Origin of the sequence: Brevundimonas sp. (assembly GCF_029945885.1) — a bacterium.
Lineage (GTDB): Bacteria > Pseudomonadota > Alphaproteobacteria > Caulobacterales > Caulobacteraceae > Brevundimonas.
This window is the reverse complement of sequence record NZ_JAQSDK010000004.1, coordinates 100,417-119,193: the sequence shown is the minus strand read 5'-3', so window position 1 is coordinate 119,193 and position 18,777 is coordinate 100,417. Positions and strand designations below refer to the sequence as shown.

At 65.6% G+C, this 18,777-nt stretch carries 16 protein-coding genes and 1 tRNA gene; 12 read left to right on the top strand and 5 right to left on the bottom strand.

Translation table 11 applies throughout. From position 1 onward, the window contains the following. The first annotated feature begins 53 nt into the window (after nucleotides 1–53). Nucleotides 54–923, top strand: coding sequence for a transporter (locus tag PSV00_RS03155; protein WP_300444771.1), 870 nt, complete (start codon nucleotides 54–56; stop codon nucleotides 921–923). Nucleotides 924–944: 21 nt separating this feature from the next. On the opposite strand, the gene PSV00_RS03150 is transcribed toward PSV00_RS03155, so the two are convergent. Continuing rightward, nucleotides 945–1,622 (bottom strand): sensor histidine kinase, encoded by a 678-nt coding sequence (locus tag PSV00_RS03150; RefSeq protein ID WP_300444769.1) that lies wholly within the window; start codon nucleotides 1,620–1,622, stop codon nucleotides 945–947. Between the two features lie 86 nt (nucleotides 1,623–1,708). Continuing rightward, the gene (nth, locus tag PSV00_RS03145) at nucleotides 1,709–2,416 is read right to left on the bottom strand and encodes an endonuclease III (RefSeq protein ID WP_300444766.1); all 708 of its coding nucleotides are present in this window, start codon (nucleotides 2,414–2,416) and stop codon (nucleotides 1,709–1,711) included. 165 nt (nucleotides 2,417–2,581) lie between these two features. Here nth and PSV00_RS03140 point away from each other — a divergent pair, with 165 nt between their 5' ends. The 6 genes from PSV00_RS03140 (at nucleotide 2,582) to PSV00_RS03115 (ending at nucleotide 7,503) form a co-directional block, all read left to right on the top strand. Then, nucleotides 2,582–3,703 (top strand): HlyD family secretion protein, encoded by a 1,122-nt coding sequence (locus PSV00_RS03140; protein ID WP_300444763.1) that lies wholly within the window; start codon nucleotides 2,582–2,584, stop codon nucleotides 3,701–3,703. After that, on the top strand, nucleotides 3,700–5,298 hold the full coding sequence (locus tag PSV00_RS03135; RefSeq protein WP_300444760.1) for a DHA2 family efflux MFS transporter permease subunit: 1,599 nt from the start codon (nucleotides 3,700–3,702) through the stop codon (nucleotides 5,296–5,298). The genes PSV00_RS03140 and PSV00_RS03135 overlap by 4 nt, the downstream gene beginning before the upstream one ends. Then, entirely contained in the window at nucleotides 5,298–5,897 is a 600-nt protein-coding gene (locus tag PSV00_RS03130; RefSeq protein WP_300444757.1) for a TetR/AcrR family transcriptional regulator, read from the top strand. Before PSV00_RS03135 ends, PSV00_RS03130 begins: the two co-directional genes overlap by 1 nt. A gap of 83 nt (nucleotides 5,898–5,980) precedes the next feature. After that, complete coding sequence (locus PSV00_RS03125; protein WP_300444754.1) at nucleotides 5,981–6,730, top strand: creatininase family protein; 750 nt, start codon at nucleotides 5,981–5,983, stop codon at nucleotides 6,728–6,730. A 48-nt stretch (nucleotides 6,731–6,778) separates the two neighbouring features. After that, entirely contained in the window at nucleotides 6,779–7,291 is a 513-nt protein-coding gene (locus PSV00_RS03120; protein ID WP_300444751.1) for a polyhydroxyalkanoate granule-associated phasin, read from the top strand. Between the two features lie 47 nt (nucleotides 7,292–7,338). After that, nucleotides 7,339–7,503, top strand: coding sequence for a hypothetical protein (locus PSV00_RS03115; protein WP_300444748.1), 165 nt, complete (start codon nucleotides 7,339–7,341; stop codon nucleotides 7,501–7,503). A 2-nt stretch (nucleotides 7,504–7,505) separates the two neighbouring features. Here PSV00_RS03115 and PSV00_RS03110 read toward each other — a convergent pair whose 3' ends face one another. The 3 genes from PSV00_RS03110 to tsaD are packed head-to-tail and all read right to left on the bottom strand — an operon-like array spanning nucleotide 7,506 to nucleotide 10,038. Further along, a complete protein-coding gene (locus PSV00_RS03110; RefSeq protein WP_300444746.1) occupies nucleotides 7,506–7,883 on the bottom strand; it encodes a Rieske 2Fe-2S domain-containing protein in 378 nt (125 codons plus the stop codon). Beyond that, nucleotides 7,883–8,881, bottom strand: a complete 999-nt coding sequence (locus tag PSV00_RS03105; protein WP_300444743.1) for an NAD(P)H-dependent glycerol-3-phosphate dehydrogenase — start codon at nucleotides 8,879–8,881, stop codon at nucleotides 7,883–7,885. Before PSV00_RS03105 ends, PSV00_RS03110 begins: the two co-directional genes overlap by 1 nt. A gap of 11 nt (nucleotides 8,882–8,892) precedes the next feature. Continuing rightward, nucleotides 8,893–10,038, bottom strand: a complete 1,146-nt coding sequence (gene tsaD, locus PSV00_RS03100; RefSeq protein WP_300444740.1) for a tRNA (adenosine(37)-N6)-threonylcarbamoyltransferase complex transferase subunit TsaD — start codon at nucleotides 10,036–10,038, stop codon at nucleotides 8,893–8,895. 41 nt (nucleotides 10,039–10,079) lie between these two features. On the opposite strand from tsaD, the gene hemC reads away from it, so the two are divergent. From hemC to PSV00_RS03075, 5 genes are all read left to right on the top strand, one after another. Next, nucleotides 10,080–11,030 (top strand): hydroxymethylbilane synthase, encoded by a 951-nt coding sequence (gene hemC / locus PSV00_RS03095; protein WP_300444737.1) that lies wholly within the window; start codon nucleotides 10,080–10,082, stop codon nucleotides 11,028–11,030. 2 nt (nucleotides 11,031–11,032) lie between these two features. Next, nucleotides 11,033–11,734, top strand: a complete 702-nt coding sequence (locus tag PSV00_RS03090; protein WP_300444734.1) for a uroporphyrinogen-III synthase — start codon at nucleotides 11,033–11,035, stop codon at nucleotides 11,732–11,734. Nucleotides 11,735–11,776: 42 nt separating this feature from the next. After that, nucleotides 11,777–11,852, top strand: a tRNA-Thr gene (locus PSV00_RS03085). 294 nt (nucleotides 11,853–12,146) lie between these two features. After that, complete coding sequence (locus PSV00_RS03080; RefSeq protein ID WP_300444731.1) at nucleotides 12,147–14,339, top strand: ATP-binding protein; 2,193 nt, start codon at nucleotides 12,147–12,149, stop codon at nucleotides 14,337–14,339. 1,415 nt (nucleotides 14,340–15,754) lie between these two features. After that, nucleotides 15,755–18,667 carry a phytanoyl-CoA dioxygenase family protein gene (locus tag PSV00_RS03075; RefSeq protein ID WP_300444728.1) on the top strand — a complete coding sequence of 971 codons (2,913 nt, stop codon included), beginning with the start codon at nucleotides 15,755–15,757 and terminating at the stop codon, nucleotides 18,665–18,667. Nucleotides 18,668–18,777: the final 110 nt, after the last annotated feature.

Genomic DNA, 18,777 nt, shown 5'->3' with positions numbered 1-18,777 from the left:
TTGGCCAGTCGGCACGGTTGCAGCCCCGCCCGGTTCAGGTCAGAAAACGGACCATGACCCGTATCGCCGTCCTGACCCCCGACCCCGCCGATCCCTCCTATGCCAGCCAGTGGCCCGGCGTGCGCGACCGGCTCGCAGCGGCCCTGGCCGTGGTCGGCATCGAGGCGGTCCCGACGCCCTGGACCGCCCATATCGACGACGCCGCGGGCCTGGCCGACTATCCACTGATCCTGCCGATGATCGTCTGGGGCTACCACCGCGACCACCGTCGCTGGCTCAGGGCCTGCGCGACCTGGACGGCGGCGGACCTGCCCCTGGCCAATCCGGCCCCGGTCCTGGCGTGGAATTCGGACAAGAGCTACCTCGCCCGTCTCGCCGGGCGCGGCGTGCCGATGCCGGAAACGATCTGGAGTGACGGGGTCACCGCCGACACGCTGGCCGCCGCCTTCGCCAGCACCGGTGCCGAACACCTGATCGTCAAGCCGACCGTGTCGGGCGGGGCGTGGAAGACCCTGCGCCTGTCACCGGGCGAGGCCGTCGACGACGCGCCCGAGGGTTCGGCGATGATCCAGCCCTATCTGTCGACCATTGAAACCGCCGGCGAAACCTCGCTGCTGTTCTTCGGCGGCGTCTTCAGCCATGCGGTCAACAAACGACCGGTGCCCGGCGACTTCCGCATCCAGGTCCAGTACGGCGGCCTCTATACGCCCGTCCCCGATCCGCCCGCCGGGGCCCTGGCCCTGGCGCAACAGGTTCTGGCGGCGATCGATGAACCGCTGCTGTATGCCCGGATCGACATGGTGCCTGACGCCGACGGCAACTGGTTGCTGATGGAGGCCGAACTGATCGAGCCCGACCTCTATCTCGACAATGACCCGGCCCGCGGCGCGGGCCTGGCGGCGGCGGTCCGGGCCCGGCTCTAGAGTCAGGCCACACCGCCCGTTTCAGGGGGCCGCGGCCGGGACGGTCAGGATCACGCTCAAGCCGCCCGGTCCCGAGCGGAGTTCGAGCCTGGCAGCCAGACGCCGGCCGAGGTCCTCCATCAAGGTCAGGCCGAAACCGCCGTCCGGGTTCGGCCGGGCCGGAACGGGCAGGCCCGGCCCGTCGTCGCTGACCGTCATCTCCAGTCCGCCTGCAGGCGTTGACCGGCACCCGAGGCTGATCCGGCCCGGTCCCGGTCCGGCGCAGGCGTATTTCAGCGCGTTGCTCATGGCCTCATTGGCGACCTGGCTGATCAGCAAGGCCCGCTCTGCCGATACCGTACAGCCGGGCTCGATCGCCTCGACGATGCGGCAGGCGGCACTGTCATGGGCGAAGGCGGCGGCGACCTCGTGCAGGACGGCCGACAGATCGACCACGCCGTCGCCACCGGCCATCAGCAACCGGTGCAGGCGGCCGATCGCCCGGATCTGGGCGTCGAGGCTGCGGCAGAAGCCGCGCAGCGCCTCGCGGGTGACGGTGCCGCTCGCCTCGAATGTTCTTTGTTTCAGGCTGATATAGCTCGACAGCATCGCCAGGTGGTTGGCGACGCGATGGTCGGTCTCCGACCGGAAGCTGCAGGCCTGCACACAGGCCGGTATGACGGGCCGGGCCGGTGCCTCGTCTGACTCTGGATTTGTCATAACCGTCCACCTGATCCCCACCGATCCGGAGACAGGCTAGACGGAACGACGTTCCGCGACCTTGATGGAGATCAAGGTCGCCGGTATCAGGCCATCAACCCCGACCGTGACGGGCACAGGTCGGCGACCGGACAGGCGACACAGTTGGGCTTGCGCGCGGTGCAGGTGTAGCGGCCGTGCAGGATCAGCCAGTGATGGGCCTTGGCCAGATAGGCCTCCGGCACGATCCGGTGCAGCTGGGCCTCGACCTTGTCCGGGGTGGCGGCATTGGCCAGGCCCAGCCGGTGCGAGACGCGGAACACATGGGTGTCGACGGCGATGGCCGGTTCGATGCCCAGTTCATTGAGGACGACACTGGCGGTCTTGCGCCCCACGCCCGGCAGGGCCTGCAGGTCGGTGCGGTTCAGCGGCACCGCGCCGCCATGCTGTTCCAGCACGATCCGGCTCAGGGCGATGACGTTCTTCGCCTTGTTCCGGTACAGGCCGATCGAGGCGATGAACGGCGTCAGACCCGACTCGCCGAGGGCCAGAATCTTCGCCGGGGTGTCAGCCACGGCGAAGAGCCTGTCCGTGGCCTTGTTGACCGCGACGTCGGTGGCCTGGGCCGACAGGGCCACCGCCACCGTCAGCGTATAGGCATCATGGAAATGCAGTTCGGTCTTCGGCTCGGGCATGATCGCCGCCAGCCGCGCGAAAATGGCCTCGACCCGGTCGGGGTCAGGCGGGAAGACGACGCCTCCGGACACGACAGGGCGTGGAGCCGGCTTGCGGGAACGGGGTTTTGGCTCGGCCATATCCAGGGGCTTCGCCGTCCTCGTCCGCCGGGTCAAGCGGCCCCGGTGACGCGCGCTGAAACATGACGTGTTTGCTGCGGCGCACACAGCGTTATTGATTTTTAGACATTGTAGTCCATTTTAGCCGCCTGCCTCCCCGGCTCCGATCGCAATTTCGAGTTTTCCATGACCGTCTCTCCCACCCTCAAACAGCGACTGCCGCTGATCGTCACCGTGATTGTCGCCCTGGCCGTCATCGTCGGCGGCACGATCTGGTGGCTGGGCAACCAGCGCTGGGAAACCACCGACAACGCCTTCATCCAGGCCGACACCACCCTCGTCAGTCCCCAGATCAGCGGCTATGTGGTCGAGGTCCTGGTGGCGGACAACCAGCGCGTCGAGCCCGGCCAGATCCTGGTCCGGCTGGATGATGCCGACGCCCGCGCCCGCCTGGCCGAGGCCGAGGCCAATCTCCAGGCCCTGATCGCCGCCGTCGGCAATGTCGATGCCCGCGCCGCCCAGGAACAGGCGATGATCGCCTCGCGCGCCGCCGGCGTGACCCAGGCCCAGGCCCAGGCCGGTCTGGCCCGCGCCCAGGTCGACCGCTACGGCAAGCTGGCCGAGCAGGGCTGGGTGTCGCAGCAACGCATCCAGACCGAGCAGGCCGGGGCCGCCACGGCCCAGGCCGCCGTCGCCCAGGCCCAGGCCGCCCTCGTCGCCGAACAGCGCACCGCCGCCGTACTCGGCTCGACCCGCAAACAGAGTCTCGCCGCGGTCGAACAGGCCCGGGCCGCCGTCGACCAGGCGCGCACCGCTTTGGACCGCACCATCATCCGCGCGCCGGTCGGCGGCGTCGTCGGGGCCCGCGGCGTGCGCGCCGGCCAGTCGGTCAATGCCGGCAGCCAACTGCTGTCGATCGTGCCGCTGGGCGACACCTTCGTCGTGGCCAATTTCAAGGAAACCCAGCTGGACCGGCTGCGGCTGGGCCAGACCGTGGAGATCACCGCCGACGCCTTCCCGGGACAGCCGATCCGGGGCCGCATCGACAGTTTCGCCCCGGCCACCGGCTCGGAATTCGCCCTGATCCCCGTCGAAAACGCCACCGGCAATTTCACCAAGATCACCCAGCGGGTTCCGGTGCGTATCGTTGTCGACCGGGCTGAAGGCGGTGCCACGGCCCTGCGTCCCGGCCTGTCGGTTGAGGTCCGCGTCGACCTGAAGAGCGCCGGCGGCTTGAGCTTCGCCCAGGTCGGCAGCGATGAGCCGCGCCGGGCCGAGGCCGCGACCGTCCCGGCCGTCCGGGAATGACCGCGGCCGTCACCGACGGCGCCGCCCCGGCCTCCCCCTCCGGAGCCGCCGCCCCCGAGATCAACTGGACCTTCCTGCTGCTCGGCTTCGCCGGGATGGTGATCGGCCAGTTCATGGCCATTCTCGACATCCAGATCGTCGCCGCCTCCCTGCCGCAGATCCAGGCGGGCATCGGGGCCTCGGCCGACGAGATCAGCTGGATCCAGACCGCCTATCTGATCCCCGAGGTCGTGATGATCCCCCTGTCGGGCTATCTGTCGCGCCTGTGGGGCACGCAGAAGGTGTTTCTGGTCTCCTGCACAGGCTTCCTGATCATGAGCGTGGCCACCGGCCTGTCGACCTCGATCGACATGATGATCCTGTTCCGGGCCCTGCAGGGCTTTGTCGGCGGGGCCATGATCCCGACCGTCTTCGCCGTCGCCTTCACCGCCTTCCCGCCCGACAAGCGCGTCACCGCCAGTGTGGTCATGGGGCTGATCGTCACCCTGGCCCCGACCGTCGGCCCGACGCTCGGCGGTCACCTGACCGAATGGCTCAGCTGGCGCTGGCTGTTCTTCATCAATGTGATCCCGGGCATGCTGGTGCTGTTCCTGGTCGGTCGCTACGCCAATTTCGACAAGGGCGATCCGTCCCTGTCCAAGGGGTTCGACTGGTTCGGGCTCGGCCTGATGGCCGTCTTTCTGATGAGCATGCAGTTCGTGCTGGAGGAAGGGTCAAAGAAGGACTGGTTCGCCGACACGGCCATCCTCGCGCTGGCCGTCGTCGCCGCCATTACCGGCCCGGCCTTCATCTGGCGGTCGCTGACCTACTACAATCCGATCGTCGAGCTGCGGGCCTTCGCCAACCGCAATTTCACCGTCGGTGTCATCATGACCTTCATCGTCGGCGCGGCCCTGTTCGGCGGCACCTTCCTGCTGCCGCTGTTCCTCGGTCGGGTGCTCGACTATTCGCCCTCGGAGGTCGGCACCACCATGGTGGTCTCGGGTCTGGCCATGTTCGCCACCGCCCCCTTCGCCGGACGACTGGTGCGCAGGCTGGACCTGCGCATCCTGATGTTCGTCGGCTTCATCATGTGCGCCTGGGGCATGTGGGACGCCCGGGCCCTGACCGCGGAGTGGGGGTACTGGGAGTTTGCCGGGGTCCAGGCCATGCGTGGGGCCGGGGTCATGCTGGCCATGATCGCCGCCCAGCAGGTGACGATGTCGACCCTGCCGGATCACATGGTCAAGAACGCCTCGGGCCTGGTCAATCTGTCGCGCAACGTCGGCGGGGCCTTCGGCCTGGCTTTCCTCAACACCTCCCTGACCACCAACACGGCCCTGCACATGGGCGAGCTGACCGACCGGATCAGCCAGTCCAATGTCCAGATGCAGGCGATGCTGGCGGGTATGAGTCAGCGTTTCGCCGGATCGATCGACCCGGAAGGGGCGGCCCTGAAGGCGGTCTGGGGCATGCTGCAGCGCCAGGCCACCACCCTGGCCTTCGGCGACGCCTTCGCCATGCTGGCCATCGCCTGCGCCGTGGCCGCCGTGGTGACCCTGTTCGCCCGGCCGGTGAAGGTGGCCCCGGGCGCGCCGCCGGTGGAGGCTCACTGATGTCCCGCGCTGTCGGCCAGATCGATCCGCGCAAGAGCGAGGCCATCCTCGACGCCGCCACCGAACTGTTCGCCGAGAAGGGGGCGGCGGCGACGATGGACGAGATCGCCCGCCGCGCCGGGGTATCGAAACAGACCCTCTACAACCGCTTTGCCTCCAAGCTCGACGTCGGCCGGGCCCTGGCGGCGCGACGCTCCGACGCCGTCACCGCCCCGCTGCGCTCGGAAGGCGACCCGCAGACGGTGCTGACCGCCTATGCCGTCGCCCTGCTTGAAAAGGTGGTTCACGGCGAGGCGGGGGCCTCGCTGCGCGGCCTGGCCATGGTCTCGCCCGAGGCCCCGGACATCGCCGCCGCCATCTATGACGGCGGTCCCGGCGAGAGCCTGCGTCGCCTGTCCACCTGGCTGGCCGAACAGAACCGCCGCGGACTGCTGGGCGTGCCCGATCCGGACCATGCCGCCGAGATCTTCTCGGGCATGGCACTGGGCCACAGCCATCTGCGCACCCTGCTGGGGGTCGATCATCCGGGCGCGGATCAAATCCCGGAACGCGCCCGCGAGACCGCGCGCCGCTTCATCCGCGCCTTCGCCCCCGACTGACCGGAACCGGCCCGCAGCGGATTGGCGACAGCCCCGGATCGGCGTAGGAGGCGATTCAGTCCCCTGTACCGGAGTTCCCGCCCATGCTGATCCATCTGTCGTCCTGGCCCGAAATCGACGCCCGCCTGAAGACGACCAGGACGATCGTCGTGCCGATCGGTTCCAATGAGCAGCATGGCCCGACCGGCCTGCTGGGCACCGACTGGCTGTGCCCCGAGATCATCGCCAATGCGGCCGAAAAGGCCGACGACAGCCTGATCGTGGCCCCGACCTTCAACATCGGCATGGCCCAGCACCACCTGGCCTTCGCCGGCACCATCAGCCTGCGCCCCTCGACCTTCATGGCCGCCATCACCGACTGGGTTTCCTCGCTCAGCCGCCACGGCTTCGAGCGCATCTATTTCCTCAACGGCCATGGCGGCAATGTCGCCACCATCGAGGCCACCTTCGCCGAGATCTACGCCGAGTGGAGCTTCGTCGAGGAGCAGCCGCCCTTCGTGCTCAAGCTGAAGAACTGGTGGGACCTGCCGGGCATTCACAGCCTTTGCAGCTCGATCTTTCCGGTCGGCCACGGCATGCACGCCACCCCGTCCGAGATCGCCGTGACCCAGGCCGCCTATCCGGACCGGATCAAGACGGCCGACTATTCGCCGAAGATCGCCCCGGTCGGCCCGATCCGCGACGCCCTCGACTACCGGGCCCGCTTCCCCGACGGCCGGATCGGCTCGGATCCGGCCCAGGCCAGTCCGGAAAAGGGCCAGCGCATCATCGACGCCTCGGTCACCGCCCTGCTCAAGGACGTGGCCGACTTCTCGGCCGAGGTCCTGCCCTAGACGGGACGGGGCCTTGCCCCGAACACGAATGCGGCCCAAGGCTCGGCGATGACCCATATCAAGAAGGCGGCCCGCAACGGCCGACGCCTGGCCCGCAACAACCAGTCCGCCGCCGACACCGCCGTCGCCGGGGGCGAGATGTTGCACGCGTCGGGCGAGGTCATCTCGGCCCGTCTGGAGATCATGGCCGCCGGCCTGGCCAATCCGGGCAAGGCTGATCTGGCGGAAATCTCGCTGATGAGTTCGGAAAAGGTCGAGGCCATCTCGGCCTCGGTCTCGACCGTCACCCGCAATTTCGGCGACCTGTCCGACCGGCTGACCCGGTCCGCCGCCAATGAAATTCACCTGGCCAGCCGCGCCGCCGCCGCCATGGCCAGCGCCACCCACCCGGCTGCCCTCGCCACCCTGCAGTACAACTATGCGGTGGGCTGGTGGGGCCGGGCCACCGGCCAGATGCTGACCCTCAATACCGAATTGCTGAAGGTCCAGGCCGAGGCGCTTGATCCGATCCACCGCACCGCCGTGGCCAATGCGAAACGGCTGAAACGCCCGGGAACCTGATGGGCCGCCCGGTCGTTTGAGAGGGGCATCTCTCAAGGAGTACGATCATGGGTCACCCCACGTCCGACAAACCCGCCGAGAAACATCCCGGCATGATGGGCGACGGCACCGAAGAACAGAACCTCGGCCAGAAGGGTGATCCGTCCAAGCGGATTTCCGAGGACGAGGTCAAGGACGCCTTCGGCGAAAAGCACGCCGACAAAAAGCCCTGACGTCAGGCCGTTCGAATGACGCCGTTGTCGGCCACCACCGGCCACGGCGTCAATTTCGCCCCGGCGCAGGGACCGCCGACACAGGCTCCGGTCAGGGGTGTGAACACCGCCCCGTGCCAGCCGCACAGGATCAGTGCGCCGTCCGGCGTCAGATAGCGGTCCAGTTCGATCGCCAGCGGAAAGCCCTGGTGCGGGCAGCGGTCGACATAGCCGGCCACCTGGCCGTGCCGGCGCACGACGAAGCCGTGGAAGAAGGCCTCGCCGATCTGCAGGACGAACCCGCGCGATCCGGGGTCGGCGATGGCGGTCTCGACGCAGAGGGCCACGCCCGCCGGCGTCTTCCAGACCCGTTTGCGATCAGCCGGAATCGCCTCGGCCATCAGTGCCGCTCGACCTTCAGCGGCCGCGACAGCAGGTTGCCGATCATCGCGTCGACCGTGGTCTCGCCATTCAGCAGGGCGGCGACCGCCTCCGAAATCGGCATCTCCACCCCCATCCGCTTCGCCAGCTCCCGCACCGCCGGCGCGCTCTCATAGCCTTCAGCCACCGACCGTTTGCCGGCCAGGGCCTGGTCGACCGTCTGGCCCTCGCCCAGGGCCAGCCCCAGGCTCATGTTGCGCGACTGCGGGCTGGAACAGGTCAGCACAAGGTCGCCGAGACCGCACAGGCCCGCCACCGTCTCCGGCCGCCCCCCCATGGCCACGCCCAGCCGGGTCATCTCGGCAAAGCCCCGTGTGATCAGGGCGGCATGGGCGCTACGCCCCAGACCGCGGCCCTCGCTGATGCCGCAGGCGATGGCCAGAACGTTCTTGATCGCCCCCCCGACCTCGGCCCCGATCAGGTCGGTGGCCAGATAGGGCCGGAAGGCCGGGGCCGACAGGGCCACCATCAGCCTCTGGCCCAGGGCCTCGTCGGCGCAGGCCAGGGTTACGGCGCTGGGCAGGCCCCGCGCCACCTCGCCGGCGAAACTGGGGCCCGACAGCACGGCCGCCGGCGCGTCCGGCAGGGTCTCGGCCAGGACCTCGGTCATCAGCTTCAGCGAACCGCGCTCGATTCCCTTGGCGCACAGCACCACCGGGACGCCCGATCGATGAAACGGCGCGAGAGCCTCAAGGGTAGCGCGCATATACTGGGCCGGCGGGACCGCCAGGATGAGGTCACAGCCCGCCAGATCGGCCAGGTCGCCGGTGACCTTCACATGGGCGTCCAGGGTAATGCCCGGCAGGAAGGCCTCATTGACCCGGTGATCGCGGATACTGTCGACCACCTCGGCCTCACGCGCGTGCAGGAGGGTGTCCAGCCCGGCCCAGCCGGTCACCTGGGCCAGGGCCGTGCCCCAGGCTCCGGCCCCGATCACCCCTGCGGTACGAAATTCCATCGGTCGTTTCCCTAGGCCTTGGCCCCCTTGCGACCCGGCTTGTGCATCGGATCGCTGAGCGCCTTGTTTTCATCCAGCGGCCATCGCGGGCGCGCTGCCGTATCGATATCCGAAACCAGCCCCTGCTGCAGGCGTTCCGCCCCGGCCAGGGCGATCATCGCGGCATTGTCGGTGCAATAGGCCATCGGCGGGGCCAGAAAATCAAAGCCGTTCTTCGCCGCCGCCGCCTCCAGCACCGCCCGGACGGTGCGGTTGGCCGCCACACCGCCGGCGACCACGAACATCGGCCGGGCCGCCGTCGCGCCATGGCTGTCGAGCCAGTCCTGCATCGCCCGGTGCGAGCGTTCGGCCAGCTGGCGGGCGATGGCGCTCTGGACCGCATCGGCCAGATCGGCCCGGTCCTGATCAGTTTCACAGGATTGCGCCAGGCGGGAGGCCGCCGTCTTCAGGCCCGAGAACGAGAAGTCGCAGTCCTTGCGCCCCAGCAGGGCCCGCGGCAGGTCGAAGCGACTGCCGTCGCCGGTCTCGGCCAGCCGCTCGAGCGCCGGTCCGCCCGGATAGCCCAGGCCCAGTGCCTTGGCGATCTTGTCGAAGGCCTCGCCGGCGGCATCATCGATGGTCGAGCCCAGCCGGCTCATCTCGCCGATGCCGCGCACCTCCAGCAGCTGGCAATGGCCGCCCGAGGCCAGCAGCAGCAGGAAGGGATAGGCCAGGTTGCGCCCCAGACGCGCCGACACCGCATGACCTTCAAGATGATTGACCGCCACCAGCGGCAGGCCCCGCGCCAGGGCCACGGCCTTGCCGAAGCCCAGGCCGACCATGACCCCGCCGACCAGACCGGGGCCGGCCGTGGCCGCGATCCCGTCCAGCGCCCCGTAGTCGAGCCCGGCCCCGGCCATGGCCCGACGGGTAACCCCGTCGATCATCTCGACATGACTGCGGGCGGCGATCTCGGGAACGACCCCGCCGAAGGCCGCATGATCATCGATCTGGCTGTGCACCACCGACGACAGCACGGTGGCCGTGCCGTCGGGATCCAGCCGCACCACGGCCGCCGCGGTCTCGTCACAGCTGGTTTCAAGGCCCAGGACGAGGAGCGAACCCGCGGGTCCGGTTGCCCGTCCTGTCTCGCTGCTATAGTCGGCGACCGTATTCATCGGGTCCAGCTAACGACCCCATCCCCTGTGCGCAACGCCTCATGACCTTCCCGATCCGTATCGGCACCCGACGTTCGGCCCTGGCCCTGACCCAGTCGGGCATGATGCAGCGCGCGATCGCCGCCGCCATGGGTGTGGCCGAGGCCGATATCGCCACCGCCGTCCCCCTGGTCGAGATCGTCACCACCGGCGACCGGGTCCAGGACCGCCGCCTGCTCGAGATCGGCGGCAAGGCCCTGTTCACCAAGGAGATCGAGGAGGCCCTGATCGATGGTCGCGTCGATGTCGCCGTCCATTCGATGAAGGATGTCCCGGCCGAACAGCCGCCCGGCCTGTGCATCGCCGCCGTGCCCGAACGCGAGGATGCGCGCGACGCCTTCGTCAGCGAGGCCTTTGCCTGTTTCGCCGACCTGCCCCAGGGGGCCCGGCTGGGCACGGCCAGCCTGCGCCGTCAGGCCCAGGCCCTGGCCCTGCGCCCGGACCTGCGCATCGAGATGCTGCGCGGCAATGTTGATACGCGTCTGCGCCGGCTGGCCGACGGCGATTTCGACGCCATCCTGCTGGCGACCGCCGGGCTCAATCGTCTGGGTCGCGCTGACGTGATCCGCGAGCGGCTGTCGCTCGACCAGTTCCTGCCCGCCCCCGGCCAGGGGGCCCTGGCCCTGCAGACCCGCGACGGCGAGACCGGGGCCGCCTGGGTCGCGGCCCTCGACCATCCGCTGACGGCCCTGGCCGTGGCCGCCGAGCGCGGGGCCATGATGGCGCTGGAGGGCTCGTGCCGTTCGGCCATCGGGGCCCACGCCACCCGGGCCGACGGCCGGCTGCTGCTGACCGCCGAACTGCTCAGCCCCGACGGCACGGCCCGCTGGCGCCGCTCCGGGGAGCTGGGCGACATCCACGCCGCCGACGTCGTCGACGCCGCCCGCACCATGGGGCTGGCCGTCGGTCGCCAGATCCATGACGCCGCCGGCGACCAGCGGATCGACCTCTGACCATGGCCGGGGCGGACGGATCCGGCCCCCGCGTCTGGATCACCCGGGCCCGGCCGGGGGCCGACCGCACCGCCGCCGCCCTGACGGCACGGGGCTTCACCCCGATCATCGGCCCCGTGATCGCCCTTGAACCGCTCGACACCCCCCTCGACCTGACCGGAGTGGCCGGCCTGGCCTTCACCAGTCGCAACGGCGTCGCCGCCTTCGCCGCCCGCACCCCGCGTCGCGACTGGCCGGTCTTCACCGTCGGGGACGCCACTGCGGAGGCGGCCCGGGCCTGCGGTTTCGCTGACGTCCGCTCGGCCGCTGGCGCGCTGGATGACCTGGCGGCCCTGATCACCGCCGCCTGGCCGGCCGACGGCGGCCTGATCCTGGCCCCCGGCCCGCGTGAGCCCGCCGGCGACCTGGGCGGCGAACTCGCCGGACGGGTGACCGTGCGGGCCCTGCCCCTCTATGCGGCCGTCGAAACCGGCGTCACGGGCCCCGCAGAGGTCGACATCATTCTGGTCCACTCACCCCGGGCAGCCCTCGCCCTGGCCGCGCAGCTGACCCCGGCCGACACCCGTGAACGCCTGCTGGTGGCGATTTCCGCCGCCGCCGCCGCCCCCCTTGACCAGGCCGGCTTCGCCGAAATTCGTATCGCGATCCATCCGACCGAGGCGTCGCTGCTCGCGGCGCTTGGCAACCCGGTCCGGCCCGTATAAACAGCGCTCCTCGCGTCGGACCTCCGTCGTCCGCGCACAGAGGCCGCTTTAGCTCAGCTGGTAGAGCATCGCATTCGTAATGCGGGGGTCAGGTGTTCGAGTCACCTAAGCGGCACCACCACCCCAATGACACTCTAACTAGGACATCGACGGGCGAGCGGCGGAAGTGCCGTTGCGCTGGGTGGTCGTGTGGGTTCCCAATGGGTGCACTGTGACGTGACCCCCGTTTCTCATCCAGCCATAACGAGGGCCATCTCAAGGGACGGACTCTAGCTACTCCTGGAAGAGTTTCAGGGGAGCAGGTCACACCCCGGGCACCCACGTCACTTGGGGTATCGATTCAGGCGATTAACCCAACCTTGGCGGTTGACATGTTCTTGTCACCTTGAAGAAGGCTGGTCGGAGAAGGTCATTGGATATCGAGTCGAACGGTCGAGCCGCCGCCGAGGAAAATCTGGCCGCCGTTTCGCACCAGACCTCACAGACATTTTCGCTGGAAGGGCTTGGCCCGGACCTATCTCTGTCCAAGTCACTGGAAGCCCTCGTAAGGCATGCCGAACAGGTTCACCCTGACTCTCTGGTCAGTATCATGCTGCTGGATGAGACCGGGGAGCATCTGCTCGTGGGCGCATCGCCAAGCCTGCCGGACGCCTTTGACCTGGCGGTGGGCGGATCAGCGGTTGGTCCGGATGCTGGACCCTGCGGTATCGCGGCCTTCGGCAACCGTCTTGTCGTTGTCGAGGATATTCAGTCCGATCCGCTGTGGACCAACGTCAAACCCCTCGCAGAGGAGATTGGTGTGCGGGCTTGCTGGTCGCAGCCCATCCGCGGCATGGCCGGACGAGTCCTGGGCGTCATCGCGATCTATCATCGCGACGCCAGATCGCCGACGGGATTGCAGCTCCATTCGGTTCAAAACCTCTCGATCCTCGCATCAAACATCATAGACCGACATGCCGCGCAGCTGGCGACGTCCGAGATTAAGCGGCGACTGTCCGAGACCTCGTCGCGACTGATCGATGTGGAGCGGCGCTCCGAAAACGATCGGCGGTCGGTTGCGAGGAGAGAGAAATTCTACAGCACGATCATGGACATGATGCCGGTCCTGCTGGTCGTGAAAGAAGCGGAAACCGGCAAGTTTGTCCTCCTCAATAAGGCAGCTGAGACAGCTACGGGTCTGTCGTCTGACGAGGCCGTTGGGAAGACCGTTCACGAACTATTCCCCCCGGAAGAAGCGAAGCGGTCTTGGGACGAAGATCAGGAGGTAATTCTCACCAGGGAGATGAAGGTCGAACAGGCCGCACTGGTCACGACAATGGACGCTGGTGAGCAGTATTGGACGACGAGGAAGGTCGCGACGTTCGAGGAGGATAAGCCCGCCTATATTGTCACGGTCAGTGAGGACGTGAGCGATCAGCACAAGATGAATATCGCGCTACAAGCTGCGCTGACCGCAGCCGAGGCATCCGGGCGGGCAAAATCGGCGTTCCTGGCAAACATGAGCCACGAACTGCGTACGCCCCTGAATGGAATCGTGGCGGCCTCTGACATTCTGAAACGCAAATGTGGCCGGCGCGACCAAATTGAACTGCTGGATATCATTCGATCGTCCGGCGAAACGCTCACGGCTTTGCTGTCGGACCTTTTAGATACGGCGAAGATCGATGTAGGCGAGCTCAACATAACGAATGACTCGTTCGACTTGCGGGAACTGGTGTCATTCAATATCGAAAAGTGTCGACTTCAGAGTGAGAATTCGAATGTAGCTTACGAATACTTTATCGATGATGGTTTATGTAAATATTACACTGGAGATCTGCTAAGACTCCGACAGGTGTTGGGAAACTTCCTTAGCAACTCCGCCAAATTCACCTCCACAGGCAGGATCGTCCTCTCGGTCGAACAAACGCCCGGCGGGTTGGTCCGATTCTCCGTGTCGGACACAGGGATCGGCTTTGCGCCGGAAACGAAAGATCGGCTGTTTGACCGGTTCCAGCAGGCGGATGAGACGATCACCCGCAAATTCGGTGGCACCGGCCTCGGCCTGTCCATTTGTCGAAATCTGGTGGGGCTCATGGGAGGCGTTCTGGATTGTGAAAGCCAGCCAGGTATTGGCTCGACCTTCTGGTTCGAGCTGCCGCTTGAACCCGCCACCGCGCCGAGAAGCACGAGCGAGAATGCTGCGGTAATCGAGCCCTCGGAACGGCCCCTGCGCGTGCTCGTCGCTGACGATCATCCCACGAACCGCAAAGTGGCCGAGCTGATGTTGGCTGGTGTGGCCGAGGTTGTCAGTGTGGTCGATGGTCAGGAGGCCGTAGACGCCGCGTTCGCATCAAGCTTCGACATCATCCTCATGGATATGCAGATGCCGGTCATGGACGGACTTAAAGCCGTGCAGATGATACGTGGGCCATCATCACCCTGCCGGGACATTCCGATTGTGATGATGACGGCCAATGCGATGCGGGAGCATGTCGAGGCCAGCCGGGCCGCAGGCGCTGACGTTCACCTCGCCAAACCGATCACCGCCGAAACTTTGTTCCTGGCGATGAACGAGGCCATGGAAAGATCTGATCCCGATCAACAGACCGCGCGTCACGCCTGAAGATCGAACCACGCCTAGCTGAAGAATAGCCCGGCGTTGCGATCTGGCTTGCGACCTGATGTTCATTTCAATTCCAACGTGCCGATAGTTCCAAGGTGATCCGATTCATGGTTGCCGAGGACGGAAGGAGGCCAGTCTGCGGAGCCATGAACCCGCCGCACGCGCTGACACCCGGTCGTGAAACAGTGATGCCGACCGAGTCCTTACGCCCGTGCCCGCAGGTATAGCGCAGGTATAGCGCAGGTGGAAATTCCGGCGCTTCCCACGTCAAAGCGCGTAACTTAGGAAACGCCTTCACCGACCCCTCCGGCGAGTCCGGGAAGAGACTGGGGGGGCGAAATCGGCGGCCGCGCTGGAAGCTATAACGCTGAACGATAACGCTTTTTATCCCTCCCTTCCCTGGCCTTCGCAATGCGGGGGTCAGGTGTTCGCGTCACCTAAGCGGCACCACCTTTCCAGAGCACCTTTGGCGAGGGACCAATCGGGCGGTAAGGCTGGAAGCCTTCCCGCACGACGTTACTGTGGGTCCCGACCGGGTGTGCCTGTCAGCAGGGAAGGGCTCAGCAATGAGGGGCGCTATCTCGCCGACCGCCTGAGGTCGGGTTTGCGACCGGATGCCAAGGACCAATCCCGACCCCGAAAAGAACCCGGAGCCGTCCGCTCCCAGCACGGCTGTCGAATGTCTGCTTTCCGGCATGGGGCTGGTGACAGGGCACGACCCGCTGCGGATCTTGCCCAGGGCGGATCGCTGATCCTGGTGTCACACAACACATTGCAAATACAGGTAGTCTGCAGCCGCGGCCCCCTGATGGACGAAGGGTGCGCTATTTTTTGATGGCCCGATCGAGCACTGCGTTGATCGCGCAGTCGGCCGACCCCGTAATCCCGACGCGTGCACAGCCGCAGAGCCCCCTAGCACTGGCACTGCTTGCGGTTTCACTGTCGCCGGACCGGCCCGGACACAGGCTTCGGCCGGGGGGAATGTCGACGTCACCGCTCACTACCGGGCCCATCAGCCAGGAACGGTCCTGTTTGCGTCAGTATTTGGTCGGCGGATGGCTCGTCGTGTCTGGCTCAACGGCCAGACATTAATCCTGTAGCGCTGCGTCCGGGTGCCGGCCAAAAGTGTTGCCACATCAAGAACCTGCCGCTCGCCTACGGGCGTTACAGTGTAAGGGCCATATTGATTGACCCAGAGACTACGTTTGGCATAGTGAAGTTCGAATACGACAAAGATCACGCAACGTTCCTCGTCGAGGATGACGTATCGCGCATTTCTATAATTGCGAGCGCTGCCGGACAAATATTGAAGTTGCCGTCAGCCTGGTCCGACATAAGCGAATTGGCGATGCGCGAGCCATATGAGGTGTAATCCGGCCTGTTGCCGGGTGCCGGGTGCCGGAGGGATCGTCTCAATGTGGAAGGACAGGCCGATCTTCAAGGATGCGGAGCTGCAGGCGGAAGTCTGGTCGAATGGCTTCGCGGTTCGGCGTCTTGTATCGACAGCGGACGCGGCGTCCATCCTCGAAGACGTGCACCGGATCCGGGATCAGCTTGATATTGATTTTGACGTTAACGGGCCGAACGCCCTGAGCGCTCATCTCACCAACTTTCATCCGAATGAAGGCTACCGGCGCGCAGTGGCGCAGCTGACCCAGGACCGGTTGCAGCCGCATGTCGAAAAAATGCTCTGCGATTACCGTGTCATGGCGTCGACATTGTTTATGAAGCCGCCTGGACAGGGCGAATTGAAGCTGCATGCGGATCATACCCTTCAAGAAGATTTTGAATGGCCAACGATCACCGCCTGGTGCGCCCTCACCGAAACGACACTTGAAAATGGCGCACTGGAATTCGTGCCGGGGACTCACGCGCTATTCGAGACGTTTCGGGGCTTTGAACCGCCGTTTTTAGCGGCGCTTTCAGAGCTCGGCAGAATGACATTGCCCGTTCCCATTCGGGCGGGAGAGGCGATTTTCTTCGATTCTTCAGCGCTGCACCGATCCGGCCGCAACACGACGGACCATTGGAGGAGCGCCTTGATTATGGCTTGCCTGCCCAGCGAAAAGGTGGGGGCTCATACCTATATCGATCCGGATGAACCTGATCGCCTGCAATACATGCTCATGGATCGGGATGAGCGCATCGCTTACAGGGAAGCTGATGTCTGGGCTGGTAAAATCAAAACCAGGCTGATCCGTTCGGGGCCGTTACCGGGGCCAGGACTGGCAGTAGGCGAGGTTTTGGCGGTCGTGAAAAATGCGGACAAGATCAGAAGCGGTGAGAAAAGCATGAAGGACATTGTTTCAGAGGCTTCTGGAGCTGCTTCGTCTTCCCGGGAAGCGGCTTATGCCAGGAAGGCCTATTTCAAAGACCCAAAATTGCAGGCGCAATTTGTCGAAAAAGGCTATGTCCGGCACAGACTTCTTTCGCGGGAAGCCGCCGGGCGGTTTCTCTCGAAGGTTTCGGCGTTCGGGCCTGACGATAACTTCTCGCCGGAAGATGGCCGGATTCAACAAGTCTCCTACCACATGACCGAGCTGGACTCGAATGTGGCGTACAAGAACGAGGTCTGGCGGGAATCGATCGCCGAGTTCGGCGCGATAGTCGACGAACTGCTCGTCGACTATCGAATCCAGAACGCCACCCTCTTCGTGAAGCCGCCGGGCAGAGGCGCTATTCCGCCGCACACCGATTGGACGATCCAGGAGGATAACAGCTGGCCGACAATATATGTCTGGTGCCCGCTAGTCGATGTGACTGAGAAAAACGGGCCCCTGCAGGTCATTCCCGGCAGCCACTCTGTGCTCGACATACTTCACGGCCCCAGGATCATCCCGGCCTATTCTTCCGGCATGGCCGCCCTGTCCGATCAGATGCAGTCTCTGCCCGCAGATGCGGGCGAGGCGGTGATTTTCGATTCAAGCATCCTTCACGGCTCGCTCGACAATCTGACCGACCAGCCGCGCTTCGCCATCCGGCTGGCCTGCGTCCCGAAAACGCGTCGCGGCGTGCTGCATTGCGGGTCTGAGCACAATCCGAACGTCATCGAGACCTACTCGATGGAAGCGGACGAATTGTTCGGCCATGACGGTGTCGAGCTCGTATCGGGACGGCTCAAGTCAGAGATGATCCGGCGGACGGCGCAACCGGAACTGAAACTCAGCCCGGAAGAACTAGTCGAACTCATTTCCCAGGGGGACAGAATCCGCAACGGCGAAACCTCGATGGAGGCCGTCATCGCTGACGTCAGATCACGCGCGACGCCTTCGGAAGCGTGGCGCGAAGACGAGGGCGCACCACCGGCGCGCGGCTCGCTGTTGCGCCGCGCCGCCCGCAAGGCGCGCCGGATTCTCGGAAAGGTCCGCAGGCACCTGTTAATGGTGGTGCCGACCAATTCCCAGCCGGCGCTGCCGGCCAGCCCGCAGGCCCTGGCCAACGGTCCTGATTTTTCGATCTATCCCCCGCGGGAGGGGGCCTGGACGCCGTTCGATAGCGAAGCGATTGATCGTCCGCTGCAAGATCGCGGCTTCGCGACGTTTCCTTTCCTGCCCGTCGAGAAGATCGACCAGCTGGCTCGGGTGATAGAAGCGGCCGAAACGACACTGGATCGCGGCGATGTGCACATTGAGACGCGATTCCAATTAAGCGCCTTCAGCAATGATGGCGACTACAAGGAACGGCTGTTCGATGCGATTTGGGAATATCTGGAAGATGCCGTGACAGCGCTGCTGCCGGAATACGAACCGCTCGTCATCAACGTTTTCGACAAGCGGCCGAGCGATGCCTGCGATTCCGTGCCGATCCACCAAAACCCTTCGTTCGTGGATGAGCCCCGATACAAATCTGTATCGCTATGGATACCACTTGGCGATACGAGCAAGCAGAATGGGACGGTGGGCGTGCTGCCTGGCAGCCACAATCGGTTCAACAGAATGCGCGCGGGAAATATGGCGCATGAGGATGTATTCGCTGAGGTGCAACACAAGCTGGAGCACGAGTTGATCGTGCCGGTGGATTTGAAAAAGGGCGAGATTCTCGCTTTGGATGACAGCATCATTCACTGGTCCTATCCGAATGTATCGGATACCCGGCGCACGGCTGTTCAACTGATCATGGTGCCGCGCGGCGTTCCCCATATCTATTATTACTATGATGAGGATAGCCCAGATGGCCCGATGATGGACCTCTACGCCGTCGATCACAGGTTCTTTTTCGGCTTCAACTGCAAGGCAAAGCCCCAAACGCTCGAACATATCGGCCGGGTGCCCTACCGCTACCGCGCGATTACAGAGGCAGAACTCCTGCAGGGCACCCACGGGGCATGATACAGCTCCTCAGGCGCGCCTATCGGGCTGCCCGTTGGCGAGTCAATTCTGTGCTGGGCACAGGTGTAACCCCGCCCAGTTCACCGGCCGGAACCCGCCATTCCGCGAAG